Below are 21,721 nucleotides of genomic sequence, written 5' to 3' on the forward strand. Positions count from 1 at the left end.
TTCACGCAGCCGCTGTGCGTTTTAGCACAGCGGTAAGCCTGTACCGACCGTTTCGCGGGCATGCCCAGAATACGGCCGAGACGAACTGCCAAAAAGGATCAGCATGTTCGACTGGAACGATCTGCGGTTTTTCCTCGAGTTACAGCGCAGCGGCCGCCTGCTTACCGCCGCCAAGCGCCTGAACACCACCCACAGCACCGTGGCCCGGCACATCGAGAGCATCGAGCAGAGCCTGGGCACCGCGCTGTTCGTGCAGCATGCCCAGGGTTACGAGTTAACCCCCTCGGGCCAAGCCTTGCTCAAGCATGCCGAAGCCATGGAGAACGTCGCCCTGCTGGCGCAGGAAGAAATCACTCAGGCCATCACGCCGCTGGGCAAGATTCGCCTGGGGGTGACCGAAGGCATCGGCATCATGTTCTTCACCCCACGCATGAACGCGTTGTTCGAGCGTTACCCTGGCCTTGAAGTGGAACTGGTGGCCGTACCGCGTTTCGTCAGCATCCTCAACCGCGAGGCGGAAATCAGCATCCACCTGGAGCGGCCCAACGCCGATCTGCTGATCACTCGCAAACTCACCGATTATCGCCTGGCGCTGTACGCCAGCCAGGACTATTTGCACCGCGCGCCACCACTGCGCAACCGCGAAGACCTGGCCCGGCACAGCTGGATCGGCTACGTCGACGACTTGCTGTTCAGCCAGGAGTTGCTGTTTCTCAACAGCTTCTGCCGGGCACCCAACGTGGTGTTTCGCAGCACCAGCGTGATCGCCCAGCAAGCCGCCGCCCGCGCCGGGCTGGGCATCGCCGTGCTGCCCAACTACATGGCTCGCCACGACCCGACACTGGTACGCGTGCTGCCTGGCGAAACCATCCAGCGCAGTTACTGGATCTGCACCCGTCGCGAGCTGCATAAATCGGTGCGCCTGCGGGTGGTGTGGGACTATTTGCTGGCGCTGTGCGCGGCGCAGCAGGATGAGCTGCTAGCCCAATAGCGACTTGCCAGCCAGCAGCAAGGCCGCCGTCCAACCTGCCACTGCAAACATCTGCTGTAAGCGCGGCCCTGCCAGCCTGGCAGCCAAAGGCCGCGCCAACAGCAGGCCAAGTACCGCGCCGACGGCAAACGGGGCACCGACCTGCCAGTGCATGACGCCCGCCAGGCTGGCGCTGACCACGCTGCCAGTGGAGACCAGGGCGATCACCGCCAGCGAGGTGGACACGATACTGGCCATGCGCAGGTTGGTGTAGCGGTTCAGGGCCGGGATGATGACAAACCCACCGCCCACCCCCAGCAGGCCGGACAACAACCCGGACAAGGCACCCGTGAATGCCAATGCGCGTGCACAGGGTAGGGTCCAGCGCAAACGGCCCTGCAACGGATTCAGCACACATGGCTCGATGTAACGATGGGCATCATTGGCTTCGCCGCGCAGCTCTTTGGCCGCCTTGCGCCAGATACGCAGGCAGGCATAAACCAGCACCCCGGCGAACACCAACTGCAATGGTGTATTGGGCAGACGGTGCGCCAGCATCAGCCCGAAGGGTGCCGCTGCTACACCGACCAGCGCAATGAACAATGCCGCCCGGTAACGCACCAAGCCTTGGCGCAAGCCCAGCACAGCGCCCACTGCCGCCGCCAGGCCCACGGCCAGCAAGCCGACCGGTGCCGCTTCGACCATCGACAAGCCAAGACCGAACACCAGCAAGGGTACTGCGAGAATGCCGCCACCTGCGCCAGTCAACGCCAACACCGCGCCGATGATCGCGCCCAAGCCCGCCCCCAGTAATTGATGCTCGATCACTGCCCACCCTCGGCGACCAGTTGCGGGCGTGCCAACCACTCGCGGCCCTTGAGCATGCCTTGCCAGTACAACGGTGGTAGCGCCTGGGCCTTGAGCAACCAGGCCAGGCGAGTCGGCTTGCGCCCATCCAGCAACCAGCTTGGAAAGCTCGGTGCCAGCTTGCCGCCATAGGTGAATTCGGCCAGAACGATCTTGCCGCGCTCGACGGTAAGTGGACACGAGCCGTAGCCGTCGTACTGGGCCAGGCTCGGCAATCGACCCAATGCTACCAGCACATTGTTGGCCACCACGGGTGCTTGCTTGCGGGCAGCCGCAGCGGTTTTGGCGTTGCTGGTGTTGGCCACGTCTCCAAGGGCGTGCACATTGGTGTACTTGCGATGGCGCAGGGTATGCGGGTCGACATCGACCCAGCCGGTGCTATCGGCCAAAGGGCTTTCGCGAATGAAGTCTGGCGCCACCTGTGGTGGAACCACATGGAGCATGTCGAAGCTTTCGATGCGGGTTTCGCTGCTGCCATCGGCCAGGGTACGCACGAAGGTAGCACGCTTGTTCGGGCCGTCCACGGCGACCAGACGGTGCGAAAAATTAAGGTCGACGGCGTACTTTTCGATGTACTTCATCAGCGCGGGCACATAGTCCGCTACGCCGAACAACACAGCCCCCGCATTGAAGAAGCTGGCTTTCACTGCGCCCAGATAGCCATGGCGTAGCCAGTGGTCGCAAGACAGGTACAGCGCCTTCTGCGGTGCTCCGGCGCACTTGATCGGCATGGGCGGCTGGCTGAACACGGCATGGCCTTGCTTGAGCTTCTGCACCAGCTCCCAGGTATAGGGCGCCAGGTCGTAACGATAGTTGGAGGTGACGCCGTTACGGCCCAGGGTCTCGCTGAGCCCATCGATGGCCGCCCAGTCCAGCTTCAGGCCGGGGCAAACTATCAGCTGTTCGTAACTGATGGAGCGGCCACCTTCGAGCATGACTAACTGGCTCAACGGATCGAAACCCTCTACCCGCGCCTTGACCCAGCGCACACCACGCGGAATGGTCGAGGCCATGGTGCGGGCGGTGCTCGGTGCCTTGAACACACCGGCACCGACCATGGTCCAGCCGGGCTGGTAGTAATGCACCTCGGCAGGGTCGATCAAAGCCACATCCAACGACGGATCGCGGCTGATCAGGCTGGAGGCGGTGGCGATACCGGCGGCACCGGCACCGACGATGACCACCTTGTGGTGGTTGGTATTGGCAGGGGACAACAAGGCAGGCATGTCGGTAAATCCTGAAAATCTGGTTATGGGGGCAGGGCGGTTACAGCTTGTTCAGCGGGATCTTCAAATAGCTCACGCCGTTTGCTTCCGGCGCGGGGAGCTGGCCGCTGCGCATGTTCACCTGCACCGAGGGCAGGATAAGCACCGGCATGTCGAGGGTCTTGTCGCGGGCTTCGCGCATGGCAACGAAGCTGTCCTCATCGATACCCTGGTGGATGTGGATGTTGTGGGCGCGCTGCTCTGCCACGGTGGTGACGTACTGCATGTCGCGGCCACCTGGCAGGTAGTCGTGGCACATGAACAGCCGGGTCTGGTCGGGGAACGCCAGCAGGCGACGAATCGAGCGGTACAAAGTACGGGCGTCGGCGCCTGGGAAATCACAACGGGCTGTGCCGTAGTCGGGCATGAACAAGGTGTCGCCGACGAACACTGCGATCTCGCCGGCGTCCTCGATCATGAAGCTCATGCATGCAGGCGTATGCCCCGGCGTATGCAGCGCACGGGCATGCAGGTTGCCAATGCGGAAACCTTCCTCGTCTTCAAGCAGCACATCGAACTGGCTGCCGTCACGGGCGAAGGCAGGCTCGGCATTGAACAAGGCACCGAACACCTTCTGCACTTGGGTGATGTGCGCGCCGATAGCGGTATGGCCGCCGAGCTTTTCCTTGAGGTAGGCAGCCGCTGAAAGATGATCGGCGTGTACATGGGTTTCCAGCACCCAACGCACGCTGGCGTTCAGCTCGCTCACGCGCTCGATCAGGCGATCCGCCGATGCGCTGCAGGTGCGCCCGGACTTGGGGTCATAATCCAGCACGCTGTCGATCAAGGCGCATTGCCGGGTTTCACGGTCCATGACCAAGTAGCTGATGGTCGAGGTCGCCTCGTCGAAAAAGGCGTCCACGTGAAGGTTGTTACCGATGATCATCACGTTCTCCAATTTATCCGCCCCGCCTTGTACAGGCGTAGGCAGTGACAGGAGGTTTATCAAGATGCATGCCAGGCTTTTTGCTGCGCATGGGCCAATGAAACGGGCCGGTTGCTGACAGCTGTTGGCATGACTGGCAGTGAAGGTGGCAGTCGACTGTCAGCCAATGGCAGTGTTTGGCAGTCCTTGTTACCCTGCATCGGTCATCCAAACGGTGCCGTCATGCCTGAAGCCCATCCCCTCATCCTAGCTCTGGTTTCCTACCTTGAGCACGATGCCCTGCCGACCATCGTGCTGGACACCGACTACAACATCCTCGCCGCCAATGCGGCCTATCGTCGCCAGTTCGGCCGGCATGATCAGGCGCCGTTGGGCGAGAAGTGCCACAAGGTCTCGCATCACTATGCCGTACCGTGCGACCAGGCTGGCGAGCATTGCCCGATGCGCAAGGCGTGGGACAGCAAGGTACCGGAGCGGGTGTTGCACATTCATCACACACCACGCGGCCCCGAGCACGTCGACGTCGAGTTGCGGCCAATCCTGGATGAACAGGGCAGGGTGGTGGCCTTTGTCGAACGCCTGACCACCATCACCCTCGCCTCGGCACAGCCCCAGGAGCAAGGTTTGGTCGGCCGCGCGCCAACCTTCAAGGCCGCCTTGGCCAGCCTGCAACGTGCGGCACCCGCGCAGATTCCGGTATTGCTGCAGGGTGAGTCGGGCACCGGCAAGGAACTGTTCGCGCGCGCGCTACACATGGGCAGCCCACGGGCCAACGGGCCGCTGGTGGTGGTCGACTGCACTGGTTTGACCGAATCCTTGTTCGAAAGTGAGCTGTTCGGTTACGAGAAAGGTGCGTTCACCGGTGCCCACCAACGCAAGATCGGCCTGGCAGAGGCGGCCCATGGCGGCACCTTGTTTCTCGACGAAATCGGTGAAGTACCCCTGGCGATGCAGGTGAAGCTGCTGCGCCTGATCGAGTCTGGCAGCTTCCGCCCGGTTGGCAGCTTGCGCACGGTGCATTCAGATTTCCGACTGGTATCGGCCACCCACAAGCCGCTCAAGCAAATGGTCGCGGATGGCACCTTCCGTGAAGACCTGTATTACCGTATCAGCGGCTTCCCGATTCGCCTGCCTGCGCTGCGCGAGCGGGTGGAAGATCTACCACTGCTTGCGCAGAGCCTGCTGCAGCGCATGGCTGGCAAGCCAACGCCCAGGCTGAGTGACGATGCCTTGCAGCAACTTGGGCTGCATCCGTTTCCGGGCAATATCCGAGAGCTGCGCAACATACTGGAAAGGGCGCGGCTGTTTGCCGATGACGGGCTGATCAGGCCTGAGCACTTTCCGGCAGATATCGGGCCGGCGGGGGCGATCACAACGGGTAGCCGTCGCAATGATTTGGGGGCGTTGGCGCAGGCGTTGGAGCAGTTCAAGGGTTCGCGTAGCGAACTGGCCAGCCATCTTGGTATGAGTGAACGCACGCTGTATCGCCGACTGAAGGCGCTCGGCTTGAACTGAGGGGACGACTGACTTTACCGGACCTTTACCTGCGTCCTGACATTAAACCGGCAAAATCGTGGTCTGATCAGTTAACCGAATCTGGCAGTCAGTGCTGGCCAGGCGATAACAGGCAGAGGACCGCATCAAATGAAAAAAACCCTAACCGTGATCTGCGCCGCGCTCATGCTCAGCGCACCACTGGCCAGCTTCGCGCAGCCAGGCCCACCCGACCGGCATGATGGCGGCCCATCGCACCAGGGCAATCCGCCACATGGTCAGCCGCAGCAACAGGGTCGCCATGACAATGGCCGGGGTCCTGCTTACCGTGATCCGAACTTCCGCCCACAACAAGGCATGCCGGTGCCTCATCAGCAATGGCAGCGTGGTCACGCAGTCGATCCACATTACCGGGGTGACCGTTACTGGGTGACCGACTGGAAAGCGCGCCACCTGTATGCGCCGCCACGTGATCATCGTTGGTTGTATGTGAATGGCGACTATGTGCTGGTGGCGATTGCCAGCGGTGTGATCGTGAATATTCTCAGCGGTTACTGATAAATCGCAGGCACTAAAAAGCCCGCATCAGCGGGCTTTTTAGTGTCTGGCGAATTACACCTGATCAGAAGTCCAGGTTCGACACCGACAGCGCGTTACTTTCGATGAAGTCACGACGCGGCTCGACCGCGTCCCCCATCAGGGTGTTGAAGATCTGGTCCGCAGCGATCGCATCTTCGATGGTGACCTTCAGCATACGGCGAACGGTCGGGTCCATGGTGGTTTCCCACAGCTGGTCCGGGTTCATTTCACCCAGCCCTTTGTATCGCTGGATAGTGTGGCGCTTGGTTGTCTCGTTCATCAGCCAATCCAGGCCTTCCTTGAACTCGACAATTGCCTTGCGGCGTTCACCGCGCTGAACGTAAGCACCTTCACCCAACAGGCTGGACAGCTTGGAGCCAATGTTGACCACGGTACGGTAGTCATTGCTGCCGAAGAAGTCGCGGTTGAAGGTGACGTAGCTGGCCAGGCCGTGAGAGGTGACTTCCACTTCTGGCAGCCATACGTTGCGCTCTTTGTCTTCGCGCAGGCTAGCTTTGTAAACCAGGCCAGACTTCTGGCTGCTGTTCAGACGCTCCTGGAACTTAGCCAGCCAGGCTTGCATCACCGCGTGGTCACCCAACTGCTCCAGGGTCACCTCCGGCAGGTAGATGAAGTGCTCGGTCAGCTCTTCCGGATACAAGCGCGACAGGCGCTTGAGCGTCTTCATTACGCTACGGAACTCATTCACCAGTGCTTCCAGCTGCACACCGGAAACCGCAGGTGCCGATTCGTCCAGGTGCAGGCTGGCATCCTCCAGGGCCGACTGGGTCATGTACTCTTCCATGGCCTCGTCGTCCTTGATGTACTGCTCCTGCTTGCCCTTCTTCACCTTGTACAACGGTGGCTGGGCAATGTAGATGTAGCCGCGCTCGACCAGCTCCGGCAACTGACGGAAGAAGAAGGTCAGCAGCAGGGTACGGATGTGCGAACCGTCAACGTCAGCATCGGTCATGATGATGATGTTGTGATAACGCAGTTTGTCGATGTTGTACTCTTCGCGGCCAATACCGCAGCCCAGCGCAGTGATCAGCGTGCCCACTTCCTGGGACGAGATCATCTTGTCGAAACGCGCTTTCTCGACGTTGAGGATTTTACCCTTCAACGGCAGGATCGCCTGGGTACGACGGTTACGACCTTGCTTGGCCGAGCCACCCGCGGAGTCACCCTCCACCAGGTACAGTTCAGAGAGGGCAGGGTCCTTCTCTTGGCAATCCGCCAACTTGCCCGGCAGGCCAGCGATATCCAGCGCCCCTTTGCGGCGAGTCATCTCACGGGCTTTACGCGCGGCTTCACGAGCGCGGGCGGCGTCGATCATCTTGCCAACGACGGCCTTGGCCTCGTTCGGGTTTTCCAGCAGGAAGTCGGCGAAGTACTTGTTCATCTCTTGTTCCACGGCGGTTTTCACCTCCGAGGAGACCAGCTTGTCCTTGGTCTGCGAGCTGAACTTGGGGTCCGGCACCTTCACCGAGATGATCGCGGTCAGGCCTTCACGGGCGTCGTCGCCGGTGGTTGCCACCTTGTTCTTCTTGGCCAAGCCTTCCTGCTCGATGTAGCTGTTCAAGCTACGGGTCAGCGAGGACCGGAAGCCCACCAAGTGGGTACCGCCGTCACGCTGCGGAATGTTGTTGGTGAAGCACAGCAGGTTTTCGTTGAAGCTGTCGTTCCACTGCAGAGCGACCTCAACACCCACGCCATCGTCGCGCTGGACGTTGAAGTGGAATACCTGGGAGTTGACCGGCGTCTTGTTGGTGTTCAGGTACTCGACGAACGCACGCAGGCCGCCTTCGTACTTGAAGAACTCTTCCTTACCGCTGCGCTCATCCTTCAGCAGAATGCCAACGCCCGAGTTGAGGAACGACAACTCACGAATACGCTTGGCCAGGATGTCCCAGCTGAAGTGAATATTCTTGAAGGTTTCAGCCGATGGCTTGAAGTGGATGTGGGTACCCGTGGTTTCGCTGTCACCGACAACCGCCATAGGCGCTTGTGGAACACCGTGAACGTAGGTCTGTTCCCAGATCTTGCCGCTACGGCGAACGGTCAGAACCAGCTTCTCGGACAGGGCGTTAACAACCGATACACCTACACCGTGCAGACCGCCGGATACTTTGTAGGAGTTGTCGTCGAACTTACCGCCGGCGTGCAGTACGGTCATGATGACCTCTGCCGCAGAAACGCCTTCTTCTTTATGCACGTCGACCGGAATGCCACGACCGTTGTCGCGCACGCTGATGGATTCGTCCGTGTGGATGATGACGGTGATGTCATCGCAGTGCCCGGCGAGGGCTTCGTCGATCGAGTTGTCGACCACCTCGAAGACCATGTGGTGCAGGCCGCTACCATCATCGGTGTCGCCAATGTACATGCCGGGACGCTTGCGTACGGCATCCAAACCTTTCAGCACCTTGATGCTGGAGGAGTCGTACGTTTGATTTTCGCTCATGCCTTCACTCCCGATGGTCGTGGGTCTGGGTGATACGGCCTTGTTCCACGTGGAACAAAGCAACTGGCGTTTCCGTCTGCCAGCCTTCCCTCAGTAATTCGTGATCTACACAGGTGATGAACACCTGGCAGCGTAATTCTTCAAGCAAGCGACACAGCGCGCGGCGATGCTGGTCATCCAGTTCGGACGGCAAGTCATCCACGAGATAAATACAATGACCGCGGCGAGCCTGACTAACGAGGTGGCCTTGAGCAATGCGCAGTGCGCATACCACCAGCTTCTGCTGACCACGCGACAGGATGTCAGCTGCGTTGTTGCCAGCCAGGCGAAGACGCAGATCAGCACGCTGCGGACCGGCCTGGGTATGGCCCATCTGCTGATCGCGAAGGAGAGAGGATGCGAGTACTTCTTGCAGTTCCCGGTCCTTGTCCCAGCCTCGGTAGTAGCTTAGGGTCAACCCGTCCAGCTCGACCAGTTCGCTCAGGGTTCGCTCGAAGACAGGCTTCAAGGCCTTGATGTAGTTGCGACGGTATTCATCTATTTCCGCGCTGGCCAGGCACAATTCCCGGTCCCAGGCGGCTTGCGAAGCTGGGTCAAGTGTACCATGACGCAACCATGAGTTCCGCTGCCGCAGCGCCTTCTGCAGCCGTTGCCAGGCTGGCAGAAAACGAGGTTCCACGTGGAACACCCCCCAATCAAGGAACTGGCGGCGTATTTTCGGGGCACCTTCCAACAGCCGGAAACTGTCTGGGTTGATAAGCTGAAGCGGCAGCAGCTCTGCCAGTTGCGCGGCACTTCGCGCATTCTGACCATCGATGCGGATAGTGAACTCCCCCTGGCGCTCTCGGGATACACCCAGTTTGCAGGTGCCGCCTTCGGTCAACTCGACTTCACCAAATACGGTACAGGCAGGCTGTTCGTACTGGATGACCGGGTTCAGGCGACTACTGCGAAACGAACGTGCCAGCCCGAGCAAGTGCACAGCTTCAAGCACGCTGGTCTTGCCGCTACCGTTGGCGCCGTAAAGGATGTTGATTCGGGGGGAGGGTAAGAGTGTCACCGGGTGCAAGTTGCGCACCGCGGTGACCATGATACGTCGAAGGGACATTTCGCCTGCTACAGGTTACAGGCGCATCGGCATGACAACGTAGGAAGAATCGTCATTGCCAGCTTCCTGCAGCAGTACACTGCTGTTGGAATCGGACAGGATCAGACGAACTTGCTCGGTAGTCATCACGCCCAGCACGTCCAGCAGGTAGCTGACGTTGAAGCCAATTTCCAGCGAACTGCCTTCGTAGTCCACGCTGATTTCTTCTTCAGCTTCTTCCTGCTCGGGGTTGTTCGCCTGGATCTTCAGTTGGCCAGCCGCCAGTTGCAGGCGAATACCGCGGTACTTTTCATTGGAAAGAATCGCCGTACGGCTGAAGGCTTCACGCAGTGCCTGACGATCGCCGACCACCAGCTTGTCGCCGCCTTTTGGCAGGACGCGCTCGTAGTCCGGGAACTTGCCGTCCACCAGCTTGGAGGTAAAGGTGAACTCGCCAGTTGTGGCGCGTATGTGGTGCTGGCCCAGGACGATGCTGACCATGCCTTCCGGGTCAGTCAGCAGGCGCGCCAACTCCAAGATACCTTTACGTGGCACGATGACCTGATGGCGATCATCCTGCTCGATCGGCGCAGTCATGGAGCAGAGCGCCAGACGGTGACCATCGGTGGATACCGCACGCAGGGTGTTGCGGGAAACCTCAAGCAGCATGCCGTTGAGGTAATAACGAACATCCTGCTGGGCCATGGCGAAGCTGGTGCGCTCGATCAGGCGGCGCAGCTTGCTCTGCTCAAGGTTGCAGGTCAGCGAGCCCGGGCCTTCTTCCACGGTCGGGAAGTCATTGGCTGGCAGGGTCGACAGCGTAAAGCGGCTGCGGCCGGCCTTGACCAACAATTTCTGCTCATCGACCTTGATATCGATCAGGGCGTCGTTCGGCAGGCTTTTGCAGATGTCCATCAGCTTACGCGCCGGGACAGTGATTTCGCCAGGCTCGGCCGGCTCTTCCAGTTGCACCCGGCCTACCAGCTCGACTTCCAGGTCGGTACCGGTCAACGACAGTTGCTGGCCTTGCACGACCAGCAATACGTTGGACAGGACCGGCAAGGTCTGACGGCGCTCGACGACACCGGCGACCAGTTGCAGGGGTTTCAACAGGGCTTCGCGTTGAATGGTGAAATGCATGGTCTAGTCCCTTGCCTTCAATTAGCTGCGCAGACGGCCATCAGGTCGTCAGCGTCCGCAGCAGGTTCTTGTAGTCCTCGCGGATGTCCGCGTCGGATTCCTTCAGTTCGTTGATCTTGCGGCAGGCGTGCAGCACGGTCGTATGGTCGCGGCCACCAAACATGTCGCCGATTTCCGGCAGGCTGTGGTTGGTCAGCTCCTTGGAGAGGGCCATGGCCACCTGACGTGGCCGTGCGACAGAACGCGAACGCCGCTTGGACAGCAGATCGGAGATCTTGATCTTGTAGTACTCGGCGACGGTTCGCTGAATATTATCCACACTGACCAATTTATCCTGCAGCGCCAGCAGGTCCTTCAGCGATTCACGGATCAGCTCGATGGTGATATCGCGGCCCATGAAGTGCGAATGGGCAATCACCCGCTTCAGTGCGCCTTCCAGCTCCCGTACGTTGGAGCGAATGCGCTGGGCAATGAAGAACGCGGCATCATGCGGCAGCTCGACCTTGGCCTGGTCGGCCTTTTTCATCAGGATTGCCACGCGGGTTTCCAGCTCCGGTGGCTCGACAGCCACCGTCAGGCCCCAACCAAAGCGCGACTTCAGCCGCTCTTCCAGGCCTTCGATCTCTTTGGGGTAGCGGTCAGAGGTAAGGATCACCTGCTGGCCACCCTCAAGCAGAGCGTTGAAGGTGTGGAAAAACTCTTCCTGCGAGCGCTCTTTGCGGGCGAAGAACTGGATATCGTCGATCAGCAACGCATCCACCGAACGGTAGAAACGCTTGAATTCGTTGATGGCATTGAGCTGCAGCGCTTTGACCATGTCCGCGACGAAGCGCTCCGAATGCAGGTAGACCACCTTGGCATTCGGGTTTTTCTTGAGCAGGTGGTTACCCACAGCATGCATAAGGTGGGTTTTACCCAGGCCCACGCCGCCATAAAGGAACAGCGGGTTGTAGCCATGCTTGGGGTTGTCCGCCACCTGCCAGGCAGCCGCGCGCGCCAGCTGGTTCGACTTACCTTCAACGAAAGTGTCGAAGGTAAAGGTACGGTTCAGGTAACTGGTGTGCTTGAGCGCGCCTTCAACCTGCACGGTGCGCTGTTCGGCGCGGCCACTACTGGCAGGTGCCGAAGCGGGCTCGGCCATGGCATCGAAGCTGTCACGTGAAGACGGCTCGGCCAGTTCGTCGACCAGCACCGGCTCGGCTGCGGCCACAGCAATTGGCTCGACCGCTGCTGGTGTCGGGGCAGCTTTGTGTGCCTGGGTCTGCGCCAGCGAGGCCGCCACGGCGGCGCTGACCGGCGCGTTAGGCGCAGCCCGGGGAGCCGAGCTGCGGCGGCTACCTATTAATAAGGAAAGGGCAGGTGCAATGCCGCTGCCGTTTTCGCCCAACAGCTCGAGCAAGCGCCCCAGGTATTTTTCATTGACCCAATCGAGAACGAAACGGTTAGGCGCATAGACGCGCAACTCGTCGCCTTCGGCTTCGACCTGTAGCGGACGGATCCAGGTGTTGAATTGCTGGGCAGGCAGTTCATCGCGCAGAAGCTCCACGCACTGCTGCCAAAGTTCCACTGACACGGATATCCCCTGAGTTTGAAAGCCGGATGAGGCAAAAACAAACCGCCATTGTACCGGTCGAGCGTCCAGTTATCCACATGTGGACACGTTAGGATCCAAGACAAAACAGCCATTTATCGACCAAAACGTCATTCTGGCACTGTGCATAAGCCCTGTGGATAAGCAGCCATGAGGGCTATGCACAACCCTGGGTGCCTGCCTGTTGATAAATCACCTGTGGATAATCACCATTTTAATCCACAGCTTTCGATCACGATGAAAACAAGCGCAGCACCGGTTGAGAACAAGGTTTCAAAACTCTGTACATACCGGTTTTCAAGGCCTGTATAAGGTTATCCACAGAAGGTTATCCACTTAAGATTTATAAGTTCTTCAGAAAAGCTTTTTATATGTCTCTTCTTTTTTTTCATGTTGTCCCCGATTCGTGTGTCCGATCAAGGACGCCCTGGGGATGATCGAACAGGCACCGTCCATCACACGCTCTATATGGAATGACTGGTTGGAAATTGACCTATGGGCTTGCTTTCTCTAGAATCGCCGGTCTCTTAAAAAGGGGGCCATCCCGGCCCGTCGTCGACAAACCAGGTAACACGCCATGAAACGTACTTTCCAACCAAGCACCATCAAGCGCGCCCGCACCCACGGTTTCCGTGCCCGTATGGCTACCAAGAACGGCCGTGCTGTTCTGTCGCGTCGTCGTGCCAAAGGCCGTAAGCGTCTGGCCATTTGATTTTTCGGCACAGGTGGTGAGTCAGGACTTCAGTCGGGAAAAGCGACTGCTTACACCCCGGCATTTCAAAGCGGTCTTCGACTCCCCAACCGGCAAGGTTCCAGGGAAAAACCTGCTGATCCTTGCTCGCGAGAACGGCCTCGATCATCCACGCCTAGGCCTGGTAATCGGCAAGAAGAGCGTCAAGCTCGCCGTTCAACGCAACCGCCTCAAGCGCTTGATGCGCGATTCCTTTCGTCTGAACCAGCAATCGCTTGCCGGCCTGGACATCGTGATCGTCGCGCGCAAGGGATTGGGTGAGATTGAAAACCCGGAATTGCACCAACACTTTGGCAAGCTCTGGAAACGCCTGGCGCGCAGCCGGCCAACACCAGCAGCCACCGCCAATTCCGCAGGGGTAGACAGCCAAGATGCGTAAACTGGCACTCGTTCCGATCCAGTTTTACCGTTACGCCATTAGTCCACTGATGGCCAATCACTGTCGTTTTTTCCCCAGTTGCTCCTGTTACGCATATGAAGCCATTGAAAACCATGGCCTCTGGCGTGGTGGGTGGCTGGCCGTTCGTCGCCTGGGGCGTTGTCATCCGTGGAATGACGGCGGTTTCGACCCCGTTCCACCCGCTCCTTCCTCCCGAACTTCTTCGATAGCCGAGTAATCATGGATATTAAACGCACGATCCTGATCGCCGCGCTGGCAGTCGTGTCCTACGTCATGGTCCTGAAGTGGAACGATGACTACGGCCAGGCTGCCCTGCCGACTCAGAATACTGCTGCCAGCACTGTTGCTCCGGGCTTGCCCGATGGCGTGCCGGCCGGTAACAACGGTGCCAGCGCCGATGTACCGAGCGCCAACGCCGAATCGAGCCCTGCCGAACTGGCACCGGTCGCACTCAGCAAGGACCTGATCCGAGTCAAGACCGACGTTCTGGAACTGGCTATCGATCCGGTCGGTGGTGACATCGTCCAGTTGAACCTGCCGAAGTACCCACGCCGTCAAGACCACCCGGACATTCCGTTCCAGTTGTTCGACAACGGTGGTGAGCGTGTTTACCTGGCACAAAGCGGCCTGACCGGCGCCAACGGCCCGGATGCCCGCGCCAGCGGTCGCCCGCTGTATGCCGCCGAGCAGAAGAGCTACCAGCTGGCCGACGGCCAGGAACAACTGGTGGTCGACCTGAAGTTCAGCGACAACGGTGTCAACTACATCAAGCGCTTCAGCTTCAAGCGCGGTGAGTACGACCTGAATGTCAGCTACCTGATCGACAACCAGAGCGGCCAGGCCTGGAGCGGCAACATGTTTGCCCAGCTCAAGCGTGACGCCAGCGGCGATCCTTCTTCCAGCACCGCCACCGGTACTGCGACCTACCTGGGTGCAGCCCTGTGGACAGCTTCCGAGCCTTACAAAAAGGTCTCGATGAAGGACATCGACAAAGGTGGTTTGAAAGAAAATGTGTCCGGCGGCTGGGTTGCCTGGCTGCAGCACTACTTCGTCACCGCCTGGATTCCGGCCAAGTCGGACAACAACGTTGTTCAGACCCGCAAGGACAGCCAGGGTAACTACATCATTGGCTACACCGGCCCCGTAATCAGCGTGCCTGCTGGCGGCAAGGTCGAAACCAGCGCCATGCTGTACGCCGGCCCGAAGATTCAGTCCAAGCTGAAAGAGTTGTCCCCAGGCCTGGAACTGACCGTCGACTACGGCTTCCTGTGGTTCATCGCCCAACCGATCTTCTGGCTGCTGCAACATATCCACAGCCTCCTGGGTAACTGGGGCTGGTCGATCATCGTGCTGACCATGCTGATCAAAGGCCTGTTCTTCCCTCTGTCGGCTGCCAGCTACCGCTCCATGGCCCGTATGCGTGCCGTTGCACCTAAGCTCGCCGCCCTGAAGGAACGCTTCGGTGACGATCGCCAGAAGATGTCCCAGGCGATGATGGAGCTGTACAAGAAAGAGAAGATCAACCCGCTGGGCGGCTGCCTGCCGATCCTGGTACAGATGCCGGTCTTCCTGGCCTTGTACTGGGTACTGCTGGAAAGCGTGGAAATGCGCCAGGCTCCGTGGATGCTGTGGATTACCGACCTGTCGATCAAGGATCCGTTCTTCATCCTGCCGATCATCATGGGCGCCACCATGTTCATCCAGCAGCGCCTTAACCCGACGCCGCCGGATCCGATGCAGGCCAAGGTGATGAAAATGATGCCGATCATCTTCACCTTCTTCTTCCTGTGGTTCCCGGCCGGTCTGGTGCTGTACTGGGTTGTGAACAACTGCCTGTCGATTTCGCAGCAGTGGTACATCACTCGCCGTATCGAAGCAGCTACCAAAAAAGCTGCTGCTTGACGGGCTAGTACGCTAGCCTGTGAATAAAAAACGCCCCCTAGTGGGGCGTTTTTGCTATCTGTCGTATTTGTCGTAGAGGCTTTCGAGCATGAACACTGTGCGTGAAACCATCGCCGCCATCGCCACCGCCCAAGGCCGCGGTGGTGTAGGTATTGTCAGGCTGTCCGGCCCCTTGGCTGGCAAGGCAGGCCAGTTGATCACCGGTCGCACGCTGACCCCGCGGCATGCCCATTACGGCCCGTTCCGCGACGATGACGGGCTTGTGCTGGACGAAGGGATAGCGCTGTTCTTCCCTGGGCCGAATTCGTTCACGGGTGAGGACGTGCTCGAACTGCAGGGCCATGGCGGCCCAGTGGTCCTCGACATGCTGCTGCAGCGCTGTGTACAAGTGGGGTGCCGGCTCGCCCGGCCGGGTGAATTCAGCGAGCGCGCGTTCCTCAACGACAAGCTCGACCTGGCTCAGGCAGAAGCCATCGCCGACCTGATCGAGGCCAGTTCCAGCCAGGCGGCGCGCAATGCCCTGCGCTCGCTGCAGGGGGAATTCTCCAAGCGTGTGCACAGCCTGACCGAGGCCTTGATTGCCCTGCGCATCTACGTCGAGGCGGCGATCGACTTCCCCGAGGAGGAAATCGACTTTCTCGCCGATGGCCACGTACTGTCGATGCTCGATGCTGTGCGCGGCGAGTTATCCACCGTGCAGCGTGAGGCCGGGCAGGGGGCATTGCTGCGTGACGGTATGACTGTGGTTATCGCCGGCCGGCCCAATGCTGGAAAATCAAGCTTGCTGAACCAGCTGGCCGGTCGGGAAGCAGCCATCGTCACCGATATCGCCGGCACCACCCGGGACATCCTGCGTGAACATATCCACATCGACGGTATGCCGCTGCATGTGGTCGATACCGCCGGTTTGCGTGATACCGATGACCATGTGGAGAAAATCGGTGTGGAACGCGCCCTGAAGGCCATTGGCGAGGCTGATCGTGTGCTGCTGGTGGTCGACTCCACCGCGCCCGAAGCAAGCGACCCATTCGCGCTGTGGCCCGAGTTTCTCGACCAGCGGCCAGACCCGGCCAAGGTCACGCTGATTCGTAACAAGGCTGATCTGAGTGGTGAGCACGTAGGGCTGGAGCAGTGCGATGACGGCCATGTGACCATTACCCTCAGCGCCAAGGGCGACGACACGGGGTTGCAACTGCTGCGCGACCATCTCAAGGCCTGTATGGGTTACGAACAGACTGCAGAGAGTGGCTTCAGTGCCCGCCGGCGCCACCTGGATGCCTTGCGCCAGGCTAGCGAGCATCTGGAGCACGGCCGTGCCCAATTGACCTTGGCGGGCGCAGGAGAGCTCCTGGCTGAAGACTTGCGCCAGGCACAGCATGCCCTGGGGGAAATTACCGGGGCATTCAGCTCGGATGACCTGCTGGGGCGGATTTTCTCCAGCTTCTGCATCGGCAAGTAATCCACAGCCAGGCAAGGCCAAGTGCCGCTTCTTCGGGAGCGGCTTTTTTTTGCCTGAAATTCGTTGCAGGAGATGACTGTAGTCCGGTGTCCCGAGCACCAGTGCAAGCGGACCTGTCTGAAAACCGTACTCAGGAGCCCTGTGGAAAACCCGCCTTCAGCTCAGTTGATAAGCAGGCTTTTTTTCTGAGGGCAAAACCGTCTGTGGGTAAAACGTCATTTAATCCACAGGCTAAATGACGTTATCCAAAGCCCTCATGGCACTCCAGACACAGGGTTTAATTTTCCTCTACACAGCGTCATTCCTAGCCTACGAGGATTTATCCACAGATATCCTTGTGCATAAGAATAAACATAAAAACAAAGCTTTTATAAATTTCTTCTTGTTGATTTCTGTTGTGCGCCACTCATCCACAGACTGGTCAAAATTTGCTCAGACGGTTTCTTTAAAGGGTGTGAAGTCCCTATACTTGTCGGCTTACCTTTTCTATTCGCAAAAACAGGCACGAGGTGCGTGGTGGATTTCCCTTCCCGTTTTGAAGTGATCGTCATCGGCGGCGGCCATGCCGGTACCGAGGCTGCGCTTGCGTCTGCACGCATGGGTGTGAAAACCCTGCTGTTGACCCATAACGTGGAAACCCTCGGTCACATGAGCTGCAACCCCGCCATCGGCGGTATTGGCAAAAGCCATCTGGTCAAAGAGATCGATGCCCTAGGCGGCGCCATGGCGCTGGCCACCGACAAGAGCGGCATCCAGTTCCGCGTTTTGAACAACCGCAAGGGCCCGGCCGTACGCGCCACCCGTGCACAGGCCGACCGCGCCATCTACAAGGCGGTGGTGCGTGAAATCCTTGAAAACCAGCCGAACCTGTGGATATTCCAGCAGTCCTGCGACGACCTGATCGTCGAGCAGGACCAGGTCAAAGGTGTGGTGACCCAGATGGGTCTGCGTTTCTTCGCCGAATCGGTGGTATTGACGACCGGTACCTTCCTCGGCGGCCTTATCCACATTGGTCTGCAAAACCATTCCGGCGGCCGTGCCGGCGATCCACCCTCGATCGCCTTGGCCCACCGCATGCGTGAACTGCCGCTGCGTGTAGGCCGCCTGAAAACCGGGACCCCGCCACGCATCGACGGCCGCTCGGTGGACTTCTCGGTGATGACCGAGCAGCCAGGCGATACACCGATCCCGGTGATGTCGTTCATGGGCAATGCCGAAATGCATCCCCGTCAGGTGAGCTGCTGGATTACCCACACCAATGCACGCACCCACGAGATCATCGCGTCGAACCTCGACCGTTCGCCGATGTACTCGGGTGTGATCGAAGGTGTCGGCCCGCGTTATTGCCCATCGATCGAAGACAAGATTCACCGCTTCGCCGACAAGGACAGCCACCAGGTGTTCATCGAGCCGGAAGGCCTGACCACCCATGAGCTGTACCCCAACGGTATTTCCACGTCGCTGCCGTTCGACGTGCAACTGGAGCTGGTGCGTTCGATCCGCGGTATGGAAAACGCCCACATCGTGCGCCCTGGCTATGCCATCGAGTACGACTACTTCGACCCGCGTGACCTGAAGTACAGCCTTGAGACCAAAGTCATCGGCGGCCTGTTCTTCGCCGGGCAGATCAACGGCACCACCGGTTACGAAGAAGCCGGTGCCCAAGGCCTGCTGGCCGGGACCAACGCCGCACTGCGTGCGCAGGGCCGCGACAGCTGGTGCCCGCGCCGCGACGAGGCGTACATCGGTGTACTGGTCGACGACCTGATTACCCTGGGTACCCAGGAGCCGTACCGCATGTTCACCTCGCGTGCCGAGTACCGCCTGATCCTGCGCGAAGACAACGCCGACTTGCGCTTGACCGAAAAAGGCCGTGAACTTGGCCTGATCGATGACCAGCGCTGGGCTGCTTTCTGCGCCAAGCGCGACGGCATCGAGCGTGAGGAACAGCGCCTGAAGTCGACCTGGGTACGCCCGAACACCGAGCAAGGCCAGGCCATTGTGGATAAGTTCGGTACCCCGCTCAGCCACGAATACAGCCTGCTCAACCTGCTCGCTCGCCCAGAAATCGACTACGCTGGCCTGATCGAGGCGACTGGCGGTGAAGCAATCGATCCACAGGTCGCCGAGCAGGTCGAAATCCGTACCAAGTACGCTGGCTATATCGACCGCCAGCAAGATGAGATCGCCCGTCTGCGCGCCAGCGAAGACACGCGGCTGCCTGTGGATATCGACTACTCGACCATTTCCGGCCTGTCCAAGGAGATCCAGGGCAAACTGGGTCAGACCCGCCCAGAAACCCTGGGCCAGGCTTCGCGCATCCCGGGCGTGACCCCGGCGGCGATTTCCCTGTTGCTGATTCACTTGAAAAAACGCGGCGCTGGCCGCGAATTGGAGCAAAGCGCTTGAGTTCCCTGGTCACCCCGCAACACGCTGAAGAGTTGTCCACAGGTGCACGGCAGCTCGGAGTCGAGCTGAGCGCAGAGCATCACGAAAAGCTGCTCGGCTACCTGGCCCTGCTGATCAAATGGAACAAAGCCTACAACCTCACCGCCGTGCGCGACCCGGATGAGATGGTGTCGCGTCACCTGCTGGACAGCCTCAGCGTCATGTCGTTTATCCACAACGAGCGTGACAATTGGCTGGACGTCGGCAGTGGCGGTGGCATGCCTGGTATCCCGTTGGCTATCCTGCATCCGCACAAGCGGGTGACCGTGCTGGACGCCAATGGCAAGAAGACGCGCTTCCTGACCCAGGTGAAAATGGAGTTGAAGCTGGACAACCTCACGGTTATCCACAGCCGAGTGGAAGCCTTCCAGCCGGCACAACCGTTCGACGGAATCATCTCCCGCGCCTTCAGCAGCATGGAGAACTTCACCAACTGGACCCGCCACTTGGGCGACACCGGGACGCAATGGCTTGCAATGAAGGGGCTGCATCCTGCCGATGAACTGGTAGCATTGCCCGCAGACTTCACAGTGGAAAGCGAACAGGCCCTGACCGTTCCGGGTTGCCAGGGCCAGCGCCATCTGCTGATACTGCGCCGCAAGGCATGACTGGGAACACGCGCATCAATGGCTAAGGTATTCGCAATCGCGAACCAGAAAGGTGGTGTAGGCAAGACCACCACCTGTATCAATCTCGCCGCCTCGCTGGCCGCGACCAAGCGTCGTGTGCTGCTGATCGACCTCGATCCGCAAGGCAACGCCACCATGGGCAGCGGCGTGGACAAGCACGAGCTCGAGCACTCGGTCTACGACCTGCTCATCGGGGAATGCGATCTGGCCCAGGCCATGCATTACTCCGAACACGGAGGCTTCCAGCTGCTGCCGGCCAACCGCGACCTGACCGCCGCCGAAGTGGTGCTGCTGGAAATGCAGGTCAAGGAGAGCCGCCTGCGCAACGCCCTGGCACCCATCCGTGAGAACTATGACTACATCCTCATCGACTGCCCGCCGTCGCTGTCGATGCTCACGCTCAACGCCCTGGTCGCGTCCGATGGCGTGATTATCCCCATGCAGTGCGAGTACTACGCACTGGAAGGTCTCAGCGACCTTGTGGATAACATCAAGCGCATCGCCGCCCGGTTGAACCCGGAGCTGAAGATCGAGGGCCTGCTGCGGACCATGTACGATCCGCGCCTTAGCCTGAACAACGATGTTTCGGCGCAGCTGAAAGAGCATTTTGGCCCGCAGCTGTACGACACGGTCATTCCGCGCAACATTCGCCTGGCCGAGGCCCCCAGCTTCGGCATGCCGGCCTTGGCTTACGACAAGCAATCGCGCGGCGCGCTGGCATATCTGGCCCTTGCTGGGGAACTGGTTCGCCGTCAACGCCGTCAATCACGCACTGCACAAACAACTTAAGGAATCCGTATGGCCGTCAAGAAACGGGGTCTCGGACGTGGGTTGGATGCACTGCTCAGTGGTCCTTCCGTCAGCGCGCTCGAAGAGCAGGCTGTGAAGATCGACCAGAAAGAACTGCAACACCTGCCGGTCGAGTTGATCCAGCGTGGCAAGTACCAGCCACGCCGGGACATGGACCCGGAGGCGCTGGAAGAGCTTGCGCACTCGATTCGCACTCATGGCGTGATGCAGCCGATCGTGGTCCGCCCGATCGGCGACAACCGTTACGAGATCATCGCCGGCGAGCGCCGTTGGCGCGCCACCCAGCAGGCCGGCCTGGACACGATCCCGGCCATGGTCCGCGAAGTGCCGGACGAAGCCGCCATCGCCATGGCGCTGATCGAGAACATCCAGCGCGAAGACCTCAACCCGCTGGAAGAGGCCATGGCCCTGCAGCGGCTGCAGCAGGAATTCGAGCTCACCCAGCAACAGGTGGCTGACGCCGTGGGCAAATCGCGGGTAACCGTGGCCAACTTGCTGCGCCTGATTACCTTGCCCGAAGCGATCAAGACCATGCTCGCCCATGGCGATCTGGAGATGGGCCATGCCCGTGCATTGCTCGGTCTGGACGAAAGCCGTCAGGAGGAGGGGGCGCGTCATGTTGTCGCACGTGGCCTCACCGTGCGCCAAACCGAGGCATTGGTTCGCCAATGGCTCAGCGACAAACCTGATCCGGTCGAACAGAGCAAACCTGATCCGGATATCGCACGCCTTGAACAGCGGCTCGCAGAGCGCCTGGGCTCCGCCGTGCAGATCCGTCATGGCAACAAGGGAAAAGGCCAATTGGTTATTCGCTACAACTCGCTTGACGAGTTGCAAGGCGTGCTTTCTCACATCCGCTGAAACAATTGCTGTTGTAGCGCGCAGTCGGAAATCACTACCGAAGAGTTGAATAGGGGTTAATCCACCCCTATACTCTGCGCGCATTTTGTCGGCACAAATTATGCCAAGTCATAACTGA

At 59.7% G+C, this 21,721-nt stretch carries 19 protein-coding genes; 12 read left to right on the plus strand and 7 right to left on the minus strand.

Annotated features, from left to right (window positions below; all coding sequences use genetic code 11):
- Window positions 1-103 precede the first annotated feature (103 nt).
- Entirely contained in the window at window positions 104-991 is an 888-nt protein-coding gene (locus tag DM807_RS04195) for a LysR family transcriptional regulator (RefSeq protein ID WP_012269863.1), read from the plus strand.
- On the opposite strand, the gene DM807_RS04200 is transcribed toward DM807_RS04195, so the two are convergent.
- The 3 genes from DM807_RS04200 to DM807_RS04210 are packed head-to-tail and all read right to left on the minus strand — an operon-like array spanning window position 980 to window position 3,988.
- The gene (locus tag DM807_RS04200; RefSeq protein ID WP_012269862.1) at window positions 980-1,798 is read right to left on the minus strand and encodes a sulfite exporter TauE/SafE family protein; all 819 of its coding nucleotides are present in this window, start codon (window positions 1,796-1,798) and stop codon (window positions 980-982) included. The two genes, DM807_RS04195 and DM807_RS04200, sit on opposite strands and share 12 nt — an antisense overlap.
- Window positions 1,795-3,063: an NAD(P)/FAD-dependent oxidoreductase gene (locus DM807_RS04205; RefSeq protein ID WP_179027079.1), complete on the minus strand. Its 1,269-nt coding sequence runs from the start codon at window positions 3,061-3,063 to the stop codon at window positions 1,795-1,797. Before DM807_RS04205 ends, DM807_RS04200 begins: the two co-directional genes overlap by 4 nt.
- A 40-nt stretch (window positions 3,064-3,103) precedes the next feature.
- Window positions 3,104-3,988 (minus strand): MBL fold metallo-hydrolase, encoded by an 885-nt coding sequence (locus DM807_RS04210; protein ID WP_179027080.1) that lies wholly within the window; start codon window positions 3,986-3,988, stop codon window positions 3,104-3,106.
- 222 nt (window positions 3,989-4,210) lie between these two features.
- Between DM807_RS04210 and DM807_RS04215 the strand changes: the two genes are divergently transcribed.
- Both DM807_RS04215 and DM807_RS04220 read left to right on the plus strand, forming a co-directional pair.
- The gene (locus tag DM807_RS04215) at window positions 4,211-5,503 is read left to right on the plus strand and encodes a sigma-54 interaction domain-containing protein (RefSeq protein WP_012269859.1); all 1,293 of its coding nucleotides are present in this window, start codon (window positions 4,211-4,213) and stop codon (window positions 5,501-5,503) included.
- 129 nt (window positions 5,504-5,632) lie between these two features.
- Window positions 5,633-6,040 carry an RcnB family protein gene (locus tag DM807_RS04220; protein WP_060493250.1) on the plus strand — a complete coding sequence of 136 codons (408 nt, stop codon included), beginning with the start codon at window positions 5,633-5,635 and terminating at the stop codon, window positions 6,038-6,040.
- 64 nt (window positions 6,041-6,104) lie between these two features.
- On the opposite strand, the gene gyrB is transcribed toward DM807_RS04220, so the two are convergent.
- From gyrB to dnaA, 4 genes are read right to left on the minus strand one after another with little or no spacing between them, the layout of a single operon-like run.
- A complete protein-coding gene (gyrB, locus tag DM807_RS04225) occupies window positions 6,105-8,525 on the minus strand; it encodes a DNA topoisomerase (ATP-hydrolyzing) subunit B (RefSeq protein WP_012269844.1) in 2,421 nt (806 codons plus the stop codon).
- Between the two features lie 4 nt (window positions 8,526-8,529).
- On the minus strand, window positions 8,530-9,633 hold the full coding sequence (recF, locus tag DM807_RS04230) for a DNA replication/repair protein RecF (RefSeq protein WP_012269843.1): 1,104 nt from the start codon (window positions 9,631-9,633) through the stop codon (window positions 8,530-8,532).
- A gap of 15 nt (window positions 9,634-9,648) precedes the next feature.
- Window positions 9,649-10,752 (minus strand): DNA polymerase III subunit beta, encoded by a 1,104-nt coding sequence (gene dnaN, locus DM807_RS04235; protein WP_179027081.1) that lies wholly within the window; start codon window positions 10,750-10,752, stop codon window positions 9,649-9,651.
- A 40-nt stretch (window positions 10,753-10,792) separates the two neighbouring features.
- Window positions 10,793-12,325, minus strand: a complete 1,533-nt coding sequence (gene dnaA / locus DM807_RS04240) for a chromosomal replication initiator protein DnaA (RefSeq protein ID WP_012269841.1) — start codon at window positions 12,323-12,325, stop codon at window positions 10,793-10,795.
- 595 nt (window positions 12,326-12,920) lie between these two features.
- On the opposite strand from dnaA, the gene rpmH reads away from it, so the two are divergent.
- The 9 genes from rpmH to DM807_RS04285 all read left to right on the plus strand — a co-directional run bounded on the left by rpmH (window position 12,921) and on the right by DM807_RS04285 (window position 21,603).
- Entirely contained in the window at window positions 12,921-13,055 is a 135-nt protein-coding gene (gene rpmH / locus DM807_RS04245) for a 50S ribosomal protein L34 (RefSeq protein WP_003253163.1), read from the plus strand.
- Window positions 13,056-13,068: 13 nt separating this feature from the next.
- Window positions 13,069-13,473: a ribonuclease P protein component gene (gene rnpA, locus DM807_RS04250; RefSeq protein ID WP_012269840.1), complete on the plus strand. Its 405-nt coding sequence runs from the start codon at window positions 13,069-13,071 to the stop codon at window positions 13,471-13,473.
- Window positions 13,466-13,711, plus strand: a complete 246-nt coding sequence (yidD, locus tag DM807_RS04255) for a membrane protein insertion efficiency factor YidD (protein WP_015268406.1) — start codon at window positions 13,466-13,468, stop codon at window positions 13,709-13,711. The genes rnpA and yidD overlap by 8 nt, the downstream gene beginning before the upstream one ends.
- A gap of 2 nt (window positions 13,712-13,713) precedes the next feature.
- Window positions 13,714-15,396 carry a membrane protein insertase YidC gene (gene yidC / locus DM807_RS04260; RefSeq protein ID WP_012274917.1) on the plus strand — a complete coding sequence of 561 codons (1,683 nt, stop codon included), beginning with the start codon at window positions 13,714-13,716 and terminating at the stop codon, window positions 15,394-15,396.
- Between the two features lie 88 nt (window positions 15,397-15,484).
- The gene (mnmE, locus tag DM807_RS04265; RefSeq protein ID WP_012274916.1) at window positions 15,485-16,855 is read left to right on the plus strand and encodes a tRNA uridine-5-carboxymethylaminomethyl(34) synthesis GTPase MnmE; all 1,371 of its coding nucleotides are present in this window, start codon (window positions 15,485-15,487) and stop codon (window positions 16,853-16,855) included.
- A gap of 516 nt (window positions 16,856-17,371) precedes the next feature.
- Window positions 17,372-19,264, plus strand: coding sequence for a tRNA uridine-5-carboxymethylaminomethyl(34) synthesis enzyme MnmG (gene mnmG / locus DM807_RS04270; protein WP_012274915.1), 1,893 nt, complete (start codon window positions 17,372-17,374; stop codon window positions 19,262-19,264).
- Window positions 19,261-19,911, plus strand: a complete 651-nt coding sequence (gene rsmG, locus DM807_RS04275) for a 16S rRNA (guanine(527)-N(7))-methyltransferase RsmG (protein WP_012274914.1) — start codon at window positions 19,261-19,263, stop codon at window positions 19,909-19,911. Before mnmG ends, rsmG begins: the two co-directional genes overlap by 4 nt.
- Before the next feature lie 18 nt (window positions 19,912-19,929).
- The gene (locus tag DM807_RS04280) at window positions 19,930-20,721 is read left to right on the plus strand and encodes a ParA family protein (protein ID WP_012274913.1); all 792 of its coding nucleotides are present in this window, start codon (window positions 19,930-19,932) and stop codon (window positions 20,719-20,721) included.
- 9 nt (window positions 20,722-20,730) lie between these two features.
- The gene (locus DM807_RS04285) at window positions 20,731-21,603 is read left to right on the plus strand and encodes a ParB/RepB/Spo0J family partition protein (protein WP_012274912.1); all 873 of its coding nucleotides are present in this window, start codon (window positions 20,731-20,733) and stop codon (window positions 21,601-21,603) included.
- The last annotated feature ends 118 nt before the right edge of the window (window positions 21,604-21,721 follow it).

The sequence above is a fragment of the Pseudomonas hunanensis genome, from assembly GCF_013393325.1.
Classification (GTDB): domain Bacteria; phylum Pseudomonadota; class Gammaproteobacteria; order Pseudomonadales; family Pseudomonadaceae; genus Aquipseudomonas; species Aquipseudomonas putida_P.

What these genes read in the sequence shown, in the direction of transcription:
- DM807_RS04210 (WP_179027080.1), bottom strand. Translation starts at nt 3,988, where the DNA reads ATGATCATCGGTAACAACCTTCACGTGGACGCCTTTTTCGACGAGGCG.
- gyrB (WP_012269844.1), bottom strand. Translation starts at nt 8,525, where the DNA reads ATGAGCGAAAATCAAACGTACGACTCCTCCAGCATCAAGGTGCTGAAA.
- DM807_RS04215 (WP_012269859.1), top strand. Translation starts at nt 4,211, where the DNA reads ATGCCTGAAGCCCATCCCCTCATCCTAGCTCTGGTTTCCTACCTTGAG.
- rpmH (WP_003253163.1), top strand. Translation starts at nt 12,921, where the DNA reads ATGAAACGTACTTTCCAACCAAGCACCATCAAGCGCGCCCGCACCCAC.
- yidC (WP_012274917.1), top strand. Translation starts at nt 13,714, where the DNA reads ATGGATATTAAACGCACGATCCTGATCGCCGCGCTGGCAGTCGTGTCC.
- DM807_RS04220 (WP_060493250.1), top strand. Translation starts at nt 5,633, where the DNA reads ATGAAAAAAACCCTAACCGTGATCTGCGCCGCGCTCATGCTCAGCGCA.
- yidD (WP_015268406.1), top strand. Translation starts at nt 13,466, where the DNA reads ATGCGTAAACTGGCACTCGTTCCGATCCAGTTTTACCGTTACGCCATT.
- DM807_RS04195 (WP_012269863.1), top strand. Translation starts at nt 104, where the DNA reads ATGTTCGACTGGAACGATCTGCGGTTTTTCCTCGAGTTACAGCGCAGC.
- DM807_RS04280 (WP_012274913.1), top strand. Translation starts at nt 19,930, where the DNA reads ATGGCTAAGGTATTCGCAATCGCGAACCAGAAAGGTGGTGTAGGCAAG.
- DM807_RS04285 (WP_012274912.1), top strand. Translation starts at nt 20,731, where the DNA reads ATGGCCGTCAAGAAACGGGGTCTCGGACGTGGGTTGGATGCACTGCTC.
- mnmE (WP_012274916.1), top strand. Translation starts at nt 15,485, where the DNA reads ATGAACACTGTGCGTGAAACCATCGCCGCCATCGCCACCGCCCAAGGC.
- recF (WP_012269843.1), bottom strand. Translation starts at nt 9,633, where the DNA reads ATGTCCCTTCGACGTATCATGGTCACCGCGGTGCGCAACTTGCACCCG.
- dnaN (WP_179027081.1), bottom strand. Translation starts at nt 10,752, where the DNA reads ATGCATTTCACCATTCAACGCGAAGCCCTGTTGAAACCCCTGCAACTG.
- DM807_RS04205 (WP_179027079.1), bottom strand. Translation starts at nt 3,063, where the DNA reads ATGCCTGCCTTGTTGTCCCCTGCCAATACCAACCACCACAAGGTGGTC.